General features: G+C 68.2%; 19 protein-coding genes. 7 read left to right on the top strand and 12 right to left on the bottom strand.

The window, feature by feature from the left end; translation table 11 throughout:
- Together G7B71_RS14165 and G7B71_RS14170 are read right to left on the bottom strand one after the other, a co-directional pair.
- Window positions 1–218 (bottom strand): hypothetical protein (locus tag G7B71_RS14165; RefSeq protein ID WP_166042030.1); only part of this gene is annotated, 218 nt, incomplete at its 3' end.
- Window positions 219–376: 158 nt separating this feature from the next.
- Window positions 377–859, bottom strand: a complete 483-nt coding sequence (locus tag G7B71_RS14170) for a DUF2721 domain-containing protein (RefSeq protein ID WP_166042033.1) — start codon at window positions 857–859, stop codon at window positions 377–379.
- 90 nt (window positions 860–949) lie between these two features.
- Between G7B71_RS14170 and G7B71_RS14175 the strand changes: the two genes are divergently transcribed.
- Window positions 950–2,509 carry a serine hydrolase domain-containing protein gene (locus G7B71_RS14175; RefSeq protein WP_166042035.1) on the top strand — a complete coding sequence of 520 codons (1,560 nt, stop codon included), beginning with the start codon at window positions 950–952 and terminating at the stop codon, window positions 2,507–2,509.
- Here G7B71_RS14175 and G7B71_RS14180 read toward each other — a convergent pair.
- A complete protein-coding gene (locus G7B71_RS14180; protein ID WP_166042037.1) occupies window positions 2,506–3,831 on the bottom strand; it encodes an SLC13 family permease in 1,326 nt (441 codons plus the stop codon). The genes G7B71_RS14175 and G7B71_RS14180 overlap by 4 nt on opposite strands.
- Window positions 3,832–3,893: 62 nt before the next feature.
- Here G7B71_RS14180 and G7B71_RS14185 point away from each other — a divergent pair, with 62 nt between their 5' ends.
- The gene (locus G7B71_RS14185; protein WP_166042039.1) at window positions 3,894–4,736 is read left to right on the top strand and encodes a hypothetical protein; all 843 of its coding nucleotides are present in this window, start codon (window positions 3,894–3,896) and stop codon (window positions 4,734–4,736) included.
- A gap of 3 nt (window positions 4,737–4,739) precedes the next feature.
- On the opposite strand, the gene uvrC is transcribed toward G7B71_RS14185, so the two are convergent.
- Window positions 4,740–6,665: an excinuclease ABC subunit UvrC gene (uvrC, locus tag G7B71_RS14190; RefSeq protein WP_166042041.1), complete on the bottom strand. Its 1,926-nt coding sequence runs from the start codon at window positions 6,663–6,665 to the stop codon at window positions 4,740–4,742.
- A gap of 133 nt (window positions 6,666–6,798) precedes the next feature.
- On the opposite strand from uvrC, the gene G7B71_RS14195 reads away from it, so the two are divergent.
- Window positions 6,799–7,770 (top strand): SH3 domain-containing protein, encoded by a 972-nt coding sequence (locus G7B71_RS14195; RefSeq protein ID WP_166042043.1) that lies wholly within the window; start codon window positions 6,799–6,801, stop codon window positions 7,768–7,770.
- Between the two features lie 55 nt (window positions 7,771–7,825).
- Window positions 7,826–8,434, top strand: coding sequence for a hypothetical protein (locus tag G7B71_RS14200; RefSeq protein WP_166042044.1), 609 nt, complete (start codon window positions 7,826–7,828; stop codon window positions 8,432–8,434).
- Window positions 8,435–8,513: 79 nt separating this feature from the next.
- Here G7B71_RS14200 and G7B71_RS14205 read toward each other — a convergent pair whose 3' ends face one another.
- The 5 genes from G7B71_RS14205 to G7B71_RS14225 all read right to left on the bottom strand — a co-directional run bounded on the left by G7B71_RS14205 (window position 8,514) and on the right by G7B71_RS14225 (window position 11,103).
- A complete protein-coding gene (locus G7B71_RS14205) occupies window positions 8,514–9,140 on the bottom strand; it encodes a hypothetical protein (RefSeq protein ID WP_166042046.1) in 627 nt (208 codons plus the stop codon).
- Window positions 9,133–9,624: an ATPase gene (locus G7B71_RS14210; protein ID WP_166042048.1), complete on the bottom strand. Its 492-nt coding sequence runs from the start codon at window positions 9,622–9,624 to the stop codon at window positions 9,133–9,135. Before G7B71_RS14210 ends, G7B71_RS14205 begins: the two co-directional genes overlap by 8 nt.
- A 61-nt stretch (window positions 9,625–9,685) precedes the next feature.
- A complete protein-coding gene (locus tag G7B71_RS14215) occupies window positions 9,686–9,913 on the bottom strand; it encodes a F0F1 ATP synthase subunit C (protein ID WP_166042051.1) in 228 nt (75 codons plus the stop codon).
- 46 nt (window positions 9,914–9,959) lie between these two features.
- On the bottom strand, window positions 9,960–10,742 hold the full coding sequence (locus G7B71_RS14220; RefSeq protein ID WP_166042053.1) for a F0F1 ATP synthase subunit A: 783 nt from the start codon (window positions 10,740–10,742) through the stop codon (window positions 9,960–9,962).
- Between the two features lie 46 nt (window positions 10,743–10,788).
- Window positions 10,789–11,103, bottom strand: a complete 315-nt coding sequence (locus G7B71_RS14225; RefSeq protein ID WP_166042055.1) for an AtpZ/AtpI family protein — start codon at window positions 11,101–11,103, stop codon at window positions 10,789–10,791.
- 278 nt (window positions 11,104–11,381) lie between these two features.
- Here G7B71_RS14225 and radC point away from each other — a divergent pair, with 278 nt between their 5' ends.
- From radC to G7B71_RS14240, 3 genes are all read left to right on the top strand, one after another.
- Window positions 11,382–12,065 carry a DNA repair protein RadC gene (gene radC, locus G7B71_RS14230; RefSeq protein ID WP_166042057.1) on the top strand — a complete coding sequence of 228 codons (684 nt, stop codon included), beginning with the start codon at window positions 11,382–11,384 and terminating at the stop codon, window positions 12,063–12,065.
- Window positions 12,066–12,229: 164 nt separating this feature from the next.
- On the top strand, window positions 12,230–13,543 hold the full coding sequence (purB, locus tag G7B71_RS14235; RefSeq protein WP_166042060.1) for an adenylosuccinate lyase: 1,314 nt from the start codon (window positions 12,230–12,232) through the stop codon (window positions 13,541–13,543).
- A 69-nt stretch (window positions 13,544–13,612) separates the two neighbouring features.
- Entirely contained in the window at window positions 13,613–14,449 is an 837-nt protein-coding gene (locus tag G7B71_RS14240; protein ID WP_166042063.1) for a peptidoglycan-binding domain-containing protein, read from the top strand.
- A gap of 28 nt (window positions 14,450–14,477) precedes the next feature.
- Here the strand turns inward: G7B71_RS14240 and G7B71_RS14245 are convergent, their stop codons facing one another.
- The 3 genes from G7B71_RS14245 to G7B71_RS14255 form a co-directional block, all read right to left on the bottom strand.
- Complete coding sequence (locus G7B71_RS14245; protein ID WP_166042065.1) at window positions 14,478–15,407, bottom strand: MBL fold metallo-hydrolase; 930 nt, start codon at window positions 15,405–15,407, stop codon at window positions 14,478–14,480.
- A 58-nt stretch (window positions 15,408–15,465) separates the two neighbouring features.
- Window positions 15,466–16,371, bottom strand: a complete 906-nt coding sequence (locus G7B71_RS14250; protein WP_166042067.1) for a phage tail protein — start codon at window positions 16,369–16,371, stop codon at window positions 15,466–15,468.
- 13 nt (window positions 16,372–16,384) lie between these two features.
- A partial coding sequence (locus G7B71_RS14255) for a hypothetical protein (RefSeq protein WP_207774810.1) occupies window positions 16,385–17,225 on the bottom strand: 841 nt, incomplete at its 5' end.

The raw sequence follows: 17,225 nt of genomic DNA on the forward strand, positions 1-17,225 counted from the left end.
GATCGTTTCACGTGGCTGAAGTCCAGACGTGAGCTCTTCCGGTCTGCCGCCCCGGCGATCGGATCGCCGGCGAGCGCGCCGACGCCGGCCCCGCCGACCGCGCCGATCGCAGCGCCGGTGCCGGCGCCTTCAAGCATTGCATCTTCCTGAGCCGTCGTGGCGCACGCGCCCAGCGACACCGAGCCGGCCAGAAGGACGGCGAGGACTGATTTCCGCATATTCGATACTCCCTGACAAGAGCGAGGACACAGGCCGGCCAAGGCAGCGTGCCGGCGGTCTGCGATCAGGTGAACCGTTACTGACGCGGACCGTTCCGGCGCGTTAACTTTCCTCAGCGCGGGGAGCGACGAGTCGAGGCTTATGCTCGACGAAACGCTTAGATGTCGCGGGGCGCGCCGCCGTCCAAATCAATGTCGAGCAACTCGTAGCGGACGCGCAGATTGCGCGATGCGAGGCGGATCTCGAGCAGAAACAGGACAAGGCCGCCGACCAGCAGCGCCATGGTCAGGACGTAGAGCGCCGCGATGAGATTGCCGACGCTGGAATCGGCGAGGCCGCCGACGAACAGGACGGCGACGACGAGGCAGACCGTGAGCGCGCCAGCGGTGACCGCGGTGATCGCCCAGTTGATCAGCTTCATGCGCTTGCCAAGACGGCTGAGCTCAGCCCGGGCCAGCTTCTGGAGGACCTCCGATGTGCCGGCGAACTCCGCCTCCAGCCGGCGCACGCGGTCGACCACGCGCGACAGCCGCGTCGCCATCACGTTGAGGATCGCTCCGACACCGGCGAGCAGGAAGACCGGCGCGATCGACAGCTGGATGAGGTTGGCGATGGTCGAGACGGGGATCGGATCGGTCATTCCTCCCCATCGCGCAAAAGTGCCTCGGTTGCGAGCCTGCTGGACAGGGCCACGCGGGAGGCGCAGCTTTCGCAGCGCAAGGGAGGAACGATGCGCCAGACCACGATCCTGCTCGCCGCGGCCGCCGCCGCGGCTGCGCTGCTGGCCGGCTGCGCCGCCCAGCCCCAGCTCGGCTCCAACTCGGCCGCGCTGATCCCGCGCGACGCGGAGGAGGAAAGGTTCGCGGCCGATTTTCAATCATTCATGGAGGGGGCGCTGGCGCGGCTCGGGTCGGTGCCCGGCGTATCGGTCGCGATCGCGCGGAGCGACGGACCGATCTTCCTCGACGCCTTCGGCATGGCCGACATCGAGCGCCGCGTGCCGATGACTCCGGACACGCGGGTCTACATCGCCTCGTCGACCAAAAGCTTCGTCGGCCTCGCCTTCGCGGTGCTCGAACGGCGCGGACAGGTCGACCTCGACTGGACATTGGCCGAACTCGCGCCGGACGTCGCCTTCGATCGGGCGATCCGCGCCGACGCGGTCACGCTGCGCCACCTGCTCAGCCACACCCACGGCCTCGAAAGCGGCGGGATGGAGTTCCGCCTCGCCTATAGCGGCGAGCATGACGCGGCGACGCTGTGGCGGATGGTCGGACAGATGCGGCCGAACGGCGAGGCCCCGCTCGGGACGTTCGACTATGGCAATCTCGGCTACAATCTCGCGACCCTGCTGATCGAGCGGCGGCTCGGACGGCGCTGGCAGGACATCGTGCGCGACGAGGTGCTTCGCCCGATCGGAGCCACCCAGACCCATCCGGACGGCCTCGCCGAGTTGCGCAGGACGCAGACCTTCGCCGCGCCCTACGGCCTCGGCCCCACCGGTCCGGAGCGGCTGAACCTGCTCAAGATCGACAGCAACATGCAGTCGGCCGGCGGCCTGTTCTCGAGCGGCAACGACCTGTCGCGCTGGCTGACGCTGCAGTTGGCGGCGCATCGCGGCGGGCGGCCGTTGCCGATTCCCGCCGATCTCGTCACGATGACCCACCGACCGATCGGCACGCTGGACCAGTCGTTTGGGCCGTATCGCCGCGCGGGCTACGGGCTCGGCTGGTATTCGGGCGCGTTCGAAGGCGAGACTCTCTACCACTCGTTCGGCGGCTATGCCGGCGCGCGCTCGCACGTTTCGTTCATGCCGTCGCGCGACCTTGGCGTGGCCATCGTCACCAACGACGAAGGCGCCGGCTACCTGCTCGTCGATATCGCCGCCGCCTATGCCTATCGCTGGTTCCAGGCCGGGCCGGAGGCGGCGCGGCGCGAGGCCGACGAGCGCGTCGAGCAGCTCGTCACGCAGGCGCAGCGGCGGCGCCAGGCGATCGCAGAGGACCGTACCCGCCGGGCGGACCGTCCGTGGCGGCTGAGCCTGCCACGCGCCGCTTATTCGGGCCGCTACTGCAACGCCGATTACGGCACCCTCGCCGTCGCGGCGGACGACGAGCGAATCGCGGTGAGGATGGGCGCGATCGACACGCTCGCGGCACCGTTCACCGAGCCCGACTCGATCCGCCTCGAGCTCGTCCCCGGTGAGGGGCGACCCTACCAGTTCGAAATCGAGAACGGCCGTGCGGCGCGGCTGCGCACGCCCGAGCGCGTGTTCGAGCGCTGCGGCTAGAAGGGAAAGGTCATCCAGATTGCCGCCACGCCGACGACCCAGGTGATCAGGTTAAGGGGCAAACCAACCCGGACAAAGTCCATGAAGCTGTAGCCGCCCATCTGATAGACAAGGACATTGGTCTGATAGCCGAACGGGGTGGCAAAGGCGGCGCTGCCGGCGACCATTACCGCCACGAGGAACGGACGCGGGCTGACGCCCAGCGTCTCGGCGAGGGCGACCGCGAGGGGAGTGATCAGCACCGCAACGGTGGCGTTGGACAGGAGCTCGGTCAGGAACAGGGTCGCACCGTAGAGAATCGCGAGAGCGACAATCGGCTGCAGCTGCTCGAGCGAGCCGACCAGCCGCTCGGTGGCGGCGCTGGCGAGGCCGCTTTCGTCCAGCGCGATGCCGAGCACGATCATCCCGGCGATCAGCATCAGGATGTCGGGCCTCAGCCCTGAATAGGCCTCGTCGGCGGTAATCACGCGCAGGAGAATCAGCAACACCGCGCCCGCGAAGGCGCAAGCGGCGATCGGAGCGACGTTCAGGCTCGCCAGCAGGATCACGGCAAGGAAGATGCCTGCCGACAGCAGGGCCTTCAGCGGCCTCAGTGGCCGATCCGGCGCAAAGGCTTGCGCCGAGCCGAGCTGCGAGCCAGCGAGTCCCGCCTCATCGAGCGCGCCGACAGCGACTTCCGCGGACTCGGGCTCGGGCTCGGAATCGGACACCGCGCGGGCGAGAAGGCGGTCGGCGAACAGCAGCAGATAGACCATGCCGGCGGCCGCGACCGCGAGGCCGACCGGCGTGATCTCGAAGATGCCGAAGCGCGGCTGCCCGGCGATGCTTGCCATGTCGTCGACCAGAAGATTGGTCGAGGTGCCGATCAGCGTGCAGCATCCACCGAGAACCGCCGCATAGGACAGAGGCATCAGAAAGCGCTTGGGCGGCAGGTTCAGCGACTTTGCGACATCGCGCACCACCGGTGCGCTCAGCACGACGATCGGCGTATTGTTGAGGAAGGCGGACGCCGCCCCGCAAATCGCGATCAGCAGCCAGATTCCGAGGCCGCCGATGCGGCGGCACAGACCCACCATCTTGTGGATGGCAGTGTCGAGCAGCCCCGACAGCTCCATCGCGTAGGCGATCACGAACAGCGACGCGAGCGCGATAATCGCCGGGCTGGCAAATGCTCCCTGAACCTCGACCGGGCGCACTGCGCCGGTGAGAAGCAGAACCGCGGCGCCAGTCAACGCGACGACGTCGGCGCGGCCCTTGTCGAACACCAGGGCCCCCACCACGGCGGCAAGCACGAGCAGCGTGACCAGCTGGTCGAAACTCATCGCGGTGTCTCCATCCCGCGCGCCATCCCATGGCGGCGGCCCAGGACGCAAGGGCGGTTCGCATGGCGGAGGGTCTTTGCTATCACGGGGTGGTGAACGCCTCGAACGACAAGCGGATGCTGGCCTGGGCCGCGGCGGCGGTCGCGCTGGCCGGCTGCGAGCCGCAGCCGCCAGAGCCCGCCGCGCAGAACAATGTTGCCGCCGAACAGCCACGGCAGCCACCGATAGCGCTGCCCCAGCCGGAGCCGCCGCTCGACCGCGAGCGACTGCTGCTCGCCGTCGTGCGGGCGCGCAGCGCGCAGGCAGCTGGCCTCGACGACCGCGAGGCGCAGGCCGAGCTCGACGGCGACCGCTTCGAGCTGCGCGTCCGCTTCGGCTGCGGTGCGCCGCCGGAAGCAACACCGCTCGCCAATCCCACGCTGCGTCACGACGCCGACGCCCGCACCATCACGATCGAGGCGACCCCCGATATCGGCCTCGCCGATCCCCTCGTCGCTGCTCTTGGCGGCGAAGGCATAGAAGCGGCCGAGGGCTTCTGGATTCCGCGGCCGTGGATCCTGCAACCGGCTTGCCCCACGGGCCAGGCCGCGTCGGCGGTGCTCGGACCGGCCAGGGTCGGCCTCGCGCAATTCTTCACGGAACAGGATTCGCGGGTCGGCCGCCGCGACGAGCGCGCCTATTCGACCATCCTCAGGCTGGAGGAAGGGCAAGATCCGGCGCGGCCACTGGGCTATGACCTGATCATCACCGGGCGGCTGCGCGCTGGGCCGCAGGGCGGCGTGATCCGCTGCCTCTCCCCCGACCCCAATGCCATCCCCGCCTGCCTGATCGGCGCGGAATTCGAGCAGGTGCGCATCGTCGACGTGGAGCGCGGCAATGAGCTGGCGCGCTGGAGCCGCGGCTGATCCTCACCCGCGCGGGTGGAAATAATCGTAGATGCCCTGGGCGGTGGCGCGGCTGATTCCGGGGACCTTGGCGATGTCGTCCAACGCTGCATTGCGCACGGCGCGGGCAGTGCCGAAGTGCATCAGCAAAGCGCGCTTGCGGTTGGGGCCGATGCCGGGGACGTCGTCGAGCGGAGACGCCGAGATGGACTTCGCGCGCTTGGTTCGGTGGGCGCCGATCGCGAAGCGGTGGGCTTCATCGCGAAGCCGCTGCAGGTAGAACAGCACCGGGTCGTTCGGCGGCAGCTGGAAGTCGCGGCCGTTGGGCAGGTGGAAGGTCTCGCGGCCGGCGTTGCGGTCCGGGCCCTTGCTCACCGCGACGACCGGGATGTCGTGGACCCCGGCATCCTCCATCACCTCGCAGACGGCGGAGAGCTGGCCCTTGCCGCCGTCGATCAGCAAGAGGTCGGGCCAGTCGCCCTTGGAGCGGTCCGGATCCTCCTTCTCGAGCCGGGCGAAGCGGCGGCCGAGGACCTCGCGCATCATCGCGAAATCGTCGCCGGGCACGGTCTCGGGATTGCGGATGTTGAACTTGCGGTAGCTGTTCTTGCGGAAGCCCTCCGGCCCCGCGACGATCATCGCGCCCACGGCATTGGTGCCCTGGACGTGGCTGTTGTCATAGACCTCGATGCGGTTCGGAGGCTCGGGCAGGTCGAACAGCTCGGCAAGCGCGCGCAGGTTCTTGGCCTGGGTGCTGGTCTCGGCCAGCCGCCGGTCGAGCGCCTCTTCCGCGTTGCGCTTGGCCTGGGCGACGAGACGGCGCTGCTCGCCGCGCTGGGGCATCTTGATCTCGACCTTGCGGCCGGCGCGCTCGCCGAACGCTTCTTCGAGCAGGGTGCGCTCGCTCATCTCGCGGTCGAGGAGGATGAGGCGCGGCGGCGGCACTTCCTCGTAGAACTGGACGAGGAAGCTCGACAGCACCTCCTCCTCCGGCACCTCGCTGGTGTGCGCAGGGAAGAAGCTTCGCGCGCCCCAATTCTGGCCGCCGCGGATGAAGAAGGCCTGGATGCCCATCGTGCCGCCCTTCGAGGCGAGCGCGAAGATGTCGGCGTCCCCCACCTTCTCGGCGTGGATCGCCTGGCTGCCCTGGATGTAGGTCAGCGCGCGCAGGCGGTCGCGGTAGACTGCGGCGAGCTCGTAATCCATCGCCTCGGCCGCGTCCTGCATCTGGCGGCCGAGCTTCTGCTGCACCTTGGTGGACTTGCCGGACAGGAAGTCCTTGGCGTCGCCGATCAGCTCCGCATAGCCGGCCTGGTCGATGCGGCCGACGCAGGGCGCCGAGCAGCGGCGGATTTGATAGAGCAGGCACGGCCGCGACCGGTTGGCGAAGAAGCTGTCGGTGCAGGAGCGCAAGAGGAACAGTTTCTGAAGCGCGGTGAGGGTCGTGCGCACCGAGCCCGCGCTTGCGAACGGCCCGTAATATTGCCCCTTGTGACGGCGCGCGCCGCGGTGGAGCTGGACCCGCGGAAAGGCATGGTCCTCGCGCAGAAGGATGAATGGGAAGCTTTTGTCGTCGCGCAGGAGGACGTTGTAGGGCGGCCGGTAGCGCTTGATCAGCTGCGCCTCAAGCAGAAGCGCCTCGGCCTCGTTGTTGGTGGTGACGATCTGGAGGCCGCGGGTCTGGGCGACCATGCGCTGGAGCCGCTTCGTCAGCCGAGCGACCTGGGTGTAGTTGGTCACCCGGTTCTTCAGCGACCGCGCCTTGCCGACATAGAGGACGTCGCCCTTGGCATCGAGCATCCGGTAGACGCCGGGGCGGACCGGCAGCGTGCGCACCACGTCGCGGATCGCCTTCACGCCGATTTCGAGATCGGGCGCATCCGAGCCGCGCACCGTATAGGTGGCACGTTCCTCGTTGAAGCGATCGGGAGCGTCGGGCTTATTGGTCACCGGCGCGATTTAGGGAAGAGCAGCGCCAATCGCCAGCGGGGCGGCGCTGCCACTCCGCGCAAGACGAGTGCTTTGGCAGCAACCGCGATTTCATGTACAACATAAGTACAGGGGCTGTTGCGGGAGGGGAGCAATGGCGACCAAGGCGGATATTCTCTGGTTCAAGACCAATTTCGGCGACGAGATCGAGCAAGCGGTTCAGGGAACCGTGTTCGACCTCGACATGCTTACGGCGATCGCCTGCCAGGAAACCGGATCTCTATGGAGCGTCATGCGCAAGAAGCCCGGGCTCACCCCCGAACGCATCGCCGCTCTGTGTTGCGGCGACACGCTGGACGAAGACAAGGGCCGCAAGGCTTTTCCGCGCACCAAGGCGCACCTGGTCGCCGAGCCGAGCGGGCAGAAGATGTTCGACATTGCCCGAGCGGCGCTGCTCGCCATGGCCGAGCATGTGCCGGGCTACGAATTCGCCCGGACCAGGAAGAACAAGTTCGCGCACGGCTTCGGCGTGTTCCAGTACGACCTCCAGTTCTTCCTCCAGAACCCGGATTATTTCCTCAACAAGGACTATGAGGTGTTCGGGAACTCGCTGAAACGCGCTCTGGGCGAGCTTCGCAACGGTCTCAAGACGCTCGGCCTGCAGGGGCGCAGCACGATCACAGACGAGGAATTCTGCAAGGTCGCGATCTGCTACAACACCGGCGGGTTCAAGCCGAGCAAGGGCCTGAAGCAGGGCCACAAGTCGGGCGACAAATTCTACGGGGAATGCATCCGCGATTTCGTCGCGCTGTCGCGGACCGTCCAGGTCACCGGCGCACCGGCTCCTGCACCCGCTCCCGCGCCGGCCCCGTCGGGCGGCGGGATCACCGCCACCGGCCCGGCTTTGCGGGTGAACACGAATTCCAGCAATCTCCGCCTGCGCCGCGAAGCCAAAGTCAGCAGCCCGATCGAGAAGAACGTGGCTGCCAAATTGCCGAACCGGCATCCGGTGCGCGCGATCTCGGGGAGTCCGGTCAACGGCTTCATCGAGGTACAGACGATCCTCGACGGCCGCCTTCTCCAGGGTTTCGCCTCGGCCGACCATCTCGTACCGGCCGGCGGCTAGGCCCGGTCCCGGCGCGGCGCTGGCAAGGCGCGGATTTGCGCTCTAGCCTCCGCTCATGTTTCACGAGCAGAGAGCGGCGGCGCTGCGCCAGGAGGCGCTCGACCTGATCACTGGGTCCGGCCTGGCGGCGCTGCTCGAGCGGCAATTCCGGCGGCCGATCATCGTCGGCAGCGTCGCCCTCGACCTGATGACGTGGCGCGACATCGACATCTACGTGCCGCTGGACCCCGCCCATCGCGACCGCTTCGTCGCGGTGCTGCCGCCCATGGTCGCCGCGCTCGGCGCGGCCGGCCACGTGGCCTACCGAATCACCTACAATGACGAATGGTTCAGGCCGCGCGGCGATTATGGTCAGGGCTACTATTTCGGCTTCCGAATCGCCGCGTCCGACGGCCACGCCTGGAAGATCGACCTGTGGGCCTGGGACCCGCCGGTCTACGAGCAGAAGCTGGACGAGTTCGCGGCGCTCGACGCGCGGCTCCAGCACGCCGACCGGGCGCTGATCCTGCGCCTGAAGTCGGAAGCCCAGGGACTGCCCGGCTTTCGCGACCGAATCACCAGCCACGACATCTACCAGTTCGTGCTGGACGAGGCGGGAACGAGCTTGGGGCAGCTGCAGGATTATTGCGCCGCACGAGGGCCCAACGGCGGGCAGCACAAATGAAAGGACCGGCGCAATGCGCCGGCCTCTCCACCACCTTCGGTGGTTCCCCTCCCCCAGCGAGCTGGGGGAGGATCTGGTCTTAGTGCGGGCGGTTGAGGCCGGTGATGGCCTGGTCGACCAGCTTGCGGTCCTGGCCCTCGTCGAGGCGCTCGCGGATCAGCTGCTCGGCGGCCGCAGCGGCAGCCGCGGCGGCGCGGGCGCGGACTTCGTCGACCGCGGCGCGCTCGGCGGCGGCGATCTTGTCCTCGGCCATGCGGGTGCGGCGGGCGACCAGCGCCTCGGCATCCTGGCCGGCCTTGGCGACGATGGCCTGCGCCTCATGCTCGGCCTGGCTCATCATGCCGGCGACCTCGCTGTCGACGCTCGCCAGCTTGCGGGCATATTCGTCGCGCAGCGCCTCGGCCTCGGCGCGGATCGCCTTGGCCTCTTCGAGACGCGTCCGGATCGCGGCGATCTGCTTGTCGAGGCCGCCGACGATCAGGCCGGGGACCTTCTTCCAGATCAGGATGGCGATGAACACCGCCATCGCCAGCGACACGAACACGGTCGCGTTGAGGACGCCCGCGACGGCCGGGTCGGGGTGGTTGTCGTGACCGACTCCGCCAGCCTCGGTGGTCAGAGCCTCGGTGCCGGTGTGGGGCGCGTCCGCAGCCTCGTGCGGATCATTGAGGTTGGACGCGACGGTCCCGGTGTGCGGCTCAGCCATGAAGCACCTTTTCGACGGCCTTCCTCGCCTCGGCTTCCTCGACCTCGGTCTCGGCGACGCGGCGGACGATGTCGCGCGCGGCGTCGGCGGCAACCGCGCCGATCTCGGTCAGCGCCGCCTGCTGGGCCGCGGCGATGCGCGCCTCGGCCTCGCTCACCTTGGCATCGAGCTCGGCATTGGCGGCGCCCAGGCGCTGCTCCGAGGCCTTGGCCCCGGCGGCACGCGCCTCGGCCAGCTTGCGCTTGGCCTGCTCACGCGCGGCATTTTCCTGCGCCCGCCACTGCTCCTCGGCCTGATCGGCGGAGGCGCGCGCGGCTTCCGCCGACGACAGGTCTTCGGCCACGGTCCGGTCGCGCAGCTCGACCGTGCCCACGACCTTGCGGGCCATGCCGCGGCCGATGACCAGGTAGACGATGCCGAACGTGACCAGCAGCCAGAAGATCTGCGATCCGTAAGTGGCGGCGAGTTGCTCGATTTGAGGCATTGGCGCTCTTTATCCAATCACCTGTGCGGGGCGGCTCGAGGCCGCCCCGAACCGGTGTCAGTTAGGCGACGAAGATCAGGATCATCGCCACGACGAAGGCGAGCAGGCCGAGAAGCTCAGCGGCGGCGAAGCCGATAAACAGGCGGCCCTGCTGGCTGTCGGCGGCTCCCGGGTTGCGCAGAGCGCTCTGCAGGAAGTTGCCGAAAACCGAGCCCACGCCGATCGCGGCCATGCCCGCGCCGATCGCCGCGAGACCGGCGCCAATGAGCTTCGCTGCTTCTGCGTCCATTTCATTCACTCCTTGATCGAAAAAGTTAAAGTAACCCGTTGAAAACTCAGTGCAGATGCTCGGCGTCGTGGATGTAGAGCGACGTCAGCAGCGCAAAGACATAGGCCTGGATGCCGGCCACCAGCACTTCCAGCGCGGAGATGCCGACCATCAGGGCGAAGCTGGGGATTCCGACCACGCCGCCCCACAGGGCGCCGGCATTGGTCGAGTTGATCACGAAGCCGGCGAGCACCTTCAGAAGAATGTGGCCCGCGGTCATCGCGACGAACAGTCGCAGACCAAGCGAGAACGGCCGGAAGGCGAAGGAGATCAGCTCAATGAAGAAGATGAGCGGGATCATCGGCACAGGCGTGCCGTGCGGCACGAACAGGCTGAAGAATTTCAGGCCATGTTTCCAGAAGCCGACGATCAGAACGATCGAGAAGCTCATGATCGCCAGCACGCCGGTCACGGTGAAGTGGCTGGTGAAGGTGAACGGGTGAAGCCCGACCAGACCCAGCGGCAGCATGCCGAGCAGGTTGGCGAACAGGATGAACATGAACAGCGAGAAGATGTAGGGCAGATACTTGCGGCCGCCCTTGCCGATATTCTCGTCGACCAGCTTGGTGACGAAGCCGGTGAAGCCTTCGACCATCATCTGCCAGCGGCCGGGGACGACCGCCTGCTTCATGCCGCCGAGCATGAACAGCCACAGGGCGACCACCGTCGCGACCATCCACGCGGCGCTGTTGGTGAAGGCGATCTGGGTGTCGCCAATGGTGAAGAGGTCGGCGATCGTCTGCACCTGGAACTGGTGCATCGGGTCGATCGCGGTCGATTCTTCGGCCATGCTGGGTCGGTTCCGTCTTAAAATCGTGCGCCAAGCGCCCGCAGGATCACGGGCGCTTGCTGGAAAGCCTGATGATGTTCCTGAACCCGCTGACGATCCCGAGGATCGGCATCGCGATCAGGAGCCATGGGGAAGTGCCGAGCAGCCAGTCGAGCGTCCAGCCGACCACCGCACCTCCAAATATCCCGCCGAGCAGGTAGGAAAGCACGCGCATGCCGAGACGATAATCGTCATCGCCCTTGTCGCGCCCTTCTCCCGACCTGCTCGCCTCTTCGGTTCGCGCGCGCCGCAAACGCTCATCAAGCGCGTTCAGGCGGGCGTCCTCGTCGAGGGGGTCCAGTCCAGGCTCTTTGCTGGGCAATCCGCTTCTCCGTAGAAAGCGCCGGTTTGAACGGCGTCCAAGCGGCCAAGCGCATCTGCCAAGCGGCGAGCCCGCCAAGGCGCGGCCCCTTTAGGAAGGGGGGAGATTCGAGTCAACATGGCGCTGCGCGCGCTCGACCCAACGCGCCGCTCAGCCTGAGCTGCCCCACCCCCGTTCGCCCTGAGCTTGTCGAAGGGCTGTCCTTTCTTTTTGAAGGAGGTAGGAAGAACAGGGCTTCGACAAGCTCAGCCCGAACGGCTTGGGGGGAACGCGCGAAGTTGGGCGAATCCGATCCCGTCGATCATAGCGGTCATCGCGCGCGGCTGCGGCAGAGGCTCGCCGAGGGCGGTCCCGACGCCCTGCTCGACCATGAGCTGGTCGAATATCTGCTCGGTCTCAACACGCCTCGGCGCGACCAGAAGCCGCTCGCCAAGCAGCTGATCGCGCGGTTCGGCGGATTCGGGGCGCTGCTCTCCGCCGATCACGAGGCGCTGGAGCGGGCCGGGCTGACCGAGGGACAGGTCGCGGCGCTCAAGATCGCGCAGGCCTCGGCGTTGCGGCTGCTGCGCGCAGAGATCGCCGAGCAGCCGATCCTGGGCTCGTGGCAGGCCCTGCTCGACTATCTCCACGCCGACATGGCCCATCTCGCCGTCGAGCGGGTGCGAGTCCTGTTCCTCGATTCGAAGAACCGACTGATCCGCGACGAGCCGATGTGGGAAGGCTCGGTCGACGAGAGCGCGGTCTATGTCCGCGAGATCGTCCGCAGGGCGCTCGACTACCAAGCGACGGGCCTCATCATCGTCCACAACCACCCGAGCGGCGACCCGCGCCCGAGCCCGCAGGACATCGCCATCACCAAGGACATCGCCGACGCCGCGCGGCACCTGCGCATCACGCTTCACGATCATGTCATCATCGGGCGAACCGGCCACGCCAGCCTGAGAGCGCTTGGGCTGATGTAAAATCCTCCCCGGCACGGGGAGGTGGCAGCGCGAAGCGCTGACGGAGGGGGCCCAGAGACTTGCACCGACGGAGGGCCCCCTCCACCACGCGCTGCGCGCGCGGTCCCCCTCCCCGTGCCGGGGAGGATTGATTGCCTCCCCTCCCCCTCCTAGAGGCTCGGCGCATGGTTCCCCGCTATTCCCGCCCCGCCATGGCGGCCATCTGGTCGCCCGAATCCCGCTTCCGAATCTGGTTCGAGATCGAGGCGCATGCCCTCGACGCGATGGCCGAGCTCGGAGTCGTGCCGCGCGAGGCCGCCGCGAAGGTTTGGGACTGGTGGCGGACGGAGCCCCAAATCGACGTCGAGCGGATCGACGCGATCGAGGCGGTGACCAAGCATGACGTGATCGCCTTCCTGACCTGGGTCGCCGAGCAGGTCGGGCCGGAGGCGCGCTTCCTCCACCAGGGCATGACCAGCTCCGACGTGCTCGACACCGCGCTCGCGGTGCAGCTGGCGCGCGCGACGGACATCCTGCTCACCGACCTCGACCAGCTGCTGGACGTGCTGAAGCGGCGCGCGTTGGAGCACAAGCTCACCCCGACGATCGGCCGAAGCCACGGGATCCATGCCGAGCCGGTCACCTTTGGACTGAAGCTCGCCGAGGCTTATGCGGAATTTTCGCGCGCCCGGACCCGGCTGGAGTGGGCCCGCGAGGAGATCGCCACCTGCGCCATCTCCGGCGCCGTCGGGACCTTCGCCAATATCGATCCCCGCGTCGAAGAGCACGTCGCGGAGATGATGGGCCTCTCCGTCGAGCCGGTGTCGACCCAGGTCATCCCGCGCGACCGCCACGCCCTCTATTTCGCGACTCTGGGCGTGATCGCCTCGTCGATCGAGCGGCTCGCGACCGAGGTCCGCCACCTGCAGCGCACCGAGGTGCTCGAGGCCGAGGAATATTTCTCGCCGGGCCAGAAGGGCTCGTCGGCGATGCCGCACAAGCGCAACCCGGTTCTCACCGAGAATCTCACCGGCCTCGCCCGGATGGTGCGCGGCTACGTCACTCCGGCGATGGAGAATGTCGCGCTGTGGCACGAGCGCGACATCAGCCACTCGTCGGTCGAGCGCTATATCGGCCCGGACGCGACGATCACCCTCGACTTCGCCCTCGCACGCCTCACCGGCGTGATAGACAAGCTGCTCGTCTATCCCGAGCGCATGCAGCGCAACATGGACCGGATGGGCGGCCTCATCCATTCGCAGCGGGTGCTTCTCGCCCTCACCCAGGCGGGCGCCAGCCGCGAGGACAGCTACCGCCTCGTCCAGCGCAACGCGATGAAGGTGTGGGAGAGCGACGGCGCGCTCAGCCTGCTCGACCTGCTCAAGGGCGACGAGGAAGTCACCGCCCTGCTCTCCGAGTCGGAAATCGAGGACAAGTTCGACCTCGGCTATCATTACAAGCACGTCGACACGATCTTCGAGCGCGTGTTCGGCAAATAAGCCGCGTCCGAAGCGAAAGATTTCCCCTCCTGCCGAGACTATGTTCGGCACCAACGGGAGGGGAAGGTCATGCCGGAGATCAGCGGATCCGTCGGGCGCGGCGGGAACAACCGAAGCGACGACGTCACCACGGTGCAGAATCTGCTCCAGCCGCACATGTCGGCCCTCGGGTTGGCGCCTCTGGAGATAGACGGGCGCTTCGGCGACAACACGCTGAAGGCGATCCGGCTCTACCAGAAGCGGGTGATGAGCCGGACCAACCCCGATGGGCGGGTCGACGTCGGCGGCGCCACTTGGAGAGCGCTCACCGACGGCACCACCGTCACGCCGCCGGCCGCACCGGCGGAGGGAGCCTCGAACCTGAGCGGCGCGGCATGGTGGCACGCCAATCAGGCGCGCTTTCCCAACAGCAACAAGCTCGCCGATCTCGCACCGAGCTTCCGGGCCAAGCTGACACCGTTCCTCGATGCCCTGCGAGCGGCAGGCGCGACGGTGAACATCACCGCCGGCAATCGCGACGCAACCCGCGCCTACCTGATGCACTTCTGCTGGCAGATATCGAAAGGCGCGGTGCGGGCATCCGCGGTGCCGCCGCGGGCGGGCTGCGACATACGCTGGGACCATGGCAGCGACTCCCAATCGAAGCGCGGCGCGCGCGAGATGCGCGACCTGTTCGGGATCGTGTTCAAGCCGTCGCTGACCAGCAACCATATCGGCGGCGAGGCTGTGGACATGACGATCGGCTGGACCGGCACGTTGCGGGTCAAGGACGCCCACGGCGTCGTCCACGCACTCGGCGCCCCGCGCAACGGCGGCGACAATGGCGGGCTGCATGCGGTCGGCGCCAGCTATGGCGTGAAGAAGCTGGTCGGCGACCGTCCCCACTGGTCGGAGACGGGGCGCTAGGAACGGCGGGGCGGCAAGCGCTTCCTGTTCAGCCTCGCTCGCCGTGCAGGTGCGTGCCGCCCTCGTGGCGGTGCGGCGGGCTCTGCAGGCTGTTGTAGACCGATGCGACGAACGCCTCGGGCGGGATGAAGTCGGTGGTGCGGCCGTAGGGGTCGGCCAGCCGGAGCGCCTGGATCTGTTCCAGCGAGCGCCCGGCCGCGATCTCGGCGGCGACCCGGTCGCGCACGGAGCGGATCCGGTCGCGATAGGCGATGAGGTCGGCGCGTGACGCGATGCGGCCATGGCCCGGAATGATGCGCGTCGTATCGTTGGCGGTGGCGAGCGCGGTGTCGATCGCGGCGAGCAGACCATCGACCGAGCCGCCGGATTCGAGGTCGATGAACGGCAGCATGCCGTGGAAGAAGGTGTCGCCCATGTGAAGGACGTTGGCGCCGGTCCAGTAGATCAGCGCGTCGCCGTCGGTATGGGCGTTGGCGACGTGAGTGACTCGAATCGTGTCGCCGTTGAGGTGGAACGTCACGCCGTCGGCGAAGGTCACCACCGGCAGCGCCCCGCGCGGCGCGGCGGGAACCATCTCGCCGCGCAGCATCTGGCCGGCCGACAGGCGGCGGCGGACATTGTCGTGGGCGACGATCACTGCGCCGCGCCGGCCGAAATTCTCGTTCCCGCCGGTATGGTCGCCATGCCAGTGCGTATTGATCACAAAGCGCACCGGATCAGGATCGACGGCGGCGACCGCGGCAGCGATGCGCTCGGAAAGCGGCGCATATTGGTCGTCGATCAGGATGTTGCCGTCCTCGCCATGGCTGAGGCCGATATTGCCGCCGGCGCCGAACAGCACAGCGACTCCCGGCGCAAGCCGCTCGACCTGCACCTGCACGGCGTCGAGGCTGCGTTGGGCTGCGACGGGCGCCGCGGCAGCCAGGAGGAGGATGGCGACAAGGCGAGACGATTGCATGTGCACGGCTCCGGTTCGTTTCGGAGCCGGTTTAGCGGCAGCTAGGCATCAAGGCGAGCTAGCTCGCGCCGACCGCCAGGCGGCCGCGAAGGTCGGGAAGCGCGAAATCGTCCTGCCCGTCGCCGCCATAGGTCGTGCCGATCAATTGGAAGAGCGGCTCATAGTCGGCGACGGCGAGCAGGCGGCCGTCGGCCGGCGCGAAGCCTGCGGGCGGGGTCCCGCCGGCGAAGGCGATGATCTCTCCCACGACCGGGTGGTCGGGCGGGAAGCCGCCGTCGCCATTAGCCGGCGGGAACGCGCCCTGGACGCAGACGAGCCAGGTGAGGCCGAGCCCGCCGGCGTCGCTCCAGCCGGGGATCTTGACCGGCTGCCCCAGGCTCACGCCATCGTCCGTTCCGATCGGCGCGCTGCCGTTGAGATCGGGCAATGCGAAGGCCGCCGGGTTACCGCCGAAGGCCGTGCCGATCGCCTCGAACAGCGGCACGTTGCGGGCGATCGGAAGCAGCGAGCCGTCGGCCGTCAGCCAGCCCGGCGGCGCATAACTGCCGGCGAACAAGGCCATCGTGCCGACCGCAGGGTAGCCGCCCGCGCCCGCCGCCGCGGCGATGAGCCATGTCATCTGCAGCGCGTGGGGCGAGACGAGACCCGCCTGGCCGCCGATCGCGACCCTGCCGGCGAGGTTCGGCAAGGCGATCGTCGTGCTTCCGCCGCCGCCATATTGGGCGCCGATCACCGCCATGAGCGGCTGGTTCTGGTTGATCGGCAGCATATGTCCCGCGGCCGCGGGCGCGCCGAAGGCGGCATAGCCCGGCGCGGCGAAGACATGGACCATGGCGAGCGTCGCCTCGGCCGCTCCGCTGCCTCCGGCCGACGGGAAGGCGCCGCCGGTCGCGCACAGATGAGGCAATTGAACGACGGGCGGTGGCGGCGCGGCGCCTCTCACCAGCGGCTTCGGCTGCAGCATGTCGGCCTCCCGGCTAGAGCCTTCTCAACACGACGCCGACGGTCTGGGTGCCCTGGACGTCGACGCCCGCGCCCTGAAGGGTGTTGTCGTCGGTGAAGCGCAGGGTGAAGCTGTCGGCGCTATAGCCGTCCGGCCCCGACAGGATGACCGGGTCGCTGCACCGGATGCTGACGAGCTCCTCGCCTTCGATGACGCAGCGCTGCCTCACCCGCTTCGGCTGATCGTCCTGCATATATTCCACGATGATCGTGGCCTGGTTGGATGTCGCCGACATGGTGCCGGAATAGTCCGTGCCCCCGGTCGACCAGGCGATCGACCAGCGCCCGTCGGTCTGCCGCGGCGCGATGACCGGCGCGGTCAGTTCCTGGAGCCGGGTTCGCGCCTCGGCGAGATTGGCGTTGCCCGGGCAGCTGGCGATGAAATCGCGAAGCGCGGCGACCGGGTCCGGAGCCGAGCCCGACTGCGTCCACAGCGTGTCGCATTGGTCAACGGGCGGAGTCTCGGGGGACGGTTCGTCGGGCACAACTGCGGGCGCCGGTTCCGCAGGCGCCTCTGCGAAAGTGGAATAGGTCGGGTCCGGCTGGGCGAGCATCACGATCCCCGCCGCGCCAATCGCGGCGACGGGAAGCAGGAGCCAGGGCCAGAGCTGGCGCGGGCGCCGCCGCTCTTCATATGGGGCGTGTTCTCCGGCCAGTGCCGCAGCGGCCGCCGCTCGCTCCGCTTCCTCCCGCTCGCGCGCCTCGGCCTGCTCGGCCGCGAGGCGCGCGGCGGCGGCCTCGGCAGCGAGGCGCTCGCGCTCCTTCTTCTCGGCGCGGCGACGCTGCTTCTCGGCCGCGGCGGCGGCCTTGCGCTGC

This window comes from Sphingosinicella sp. YJ22, assembly GCF_011320075.1.
Taxonomy (GTDB): domain Bacteria; phylum Pseudomonadota; class Alphaproteobacteria; order Sphingomonadales; family Sphingomonadaceae; genus Allosphingosinicella.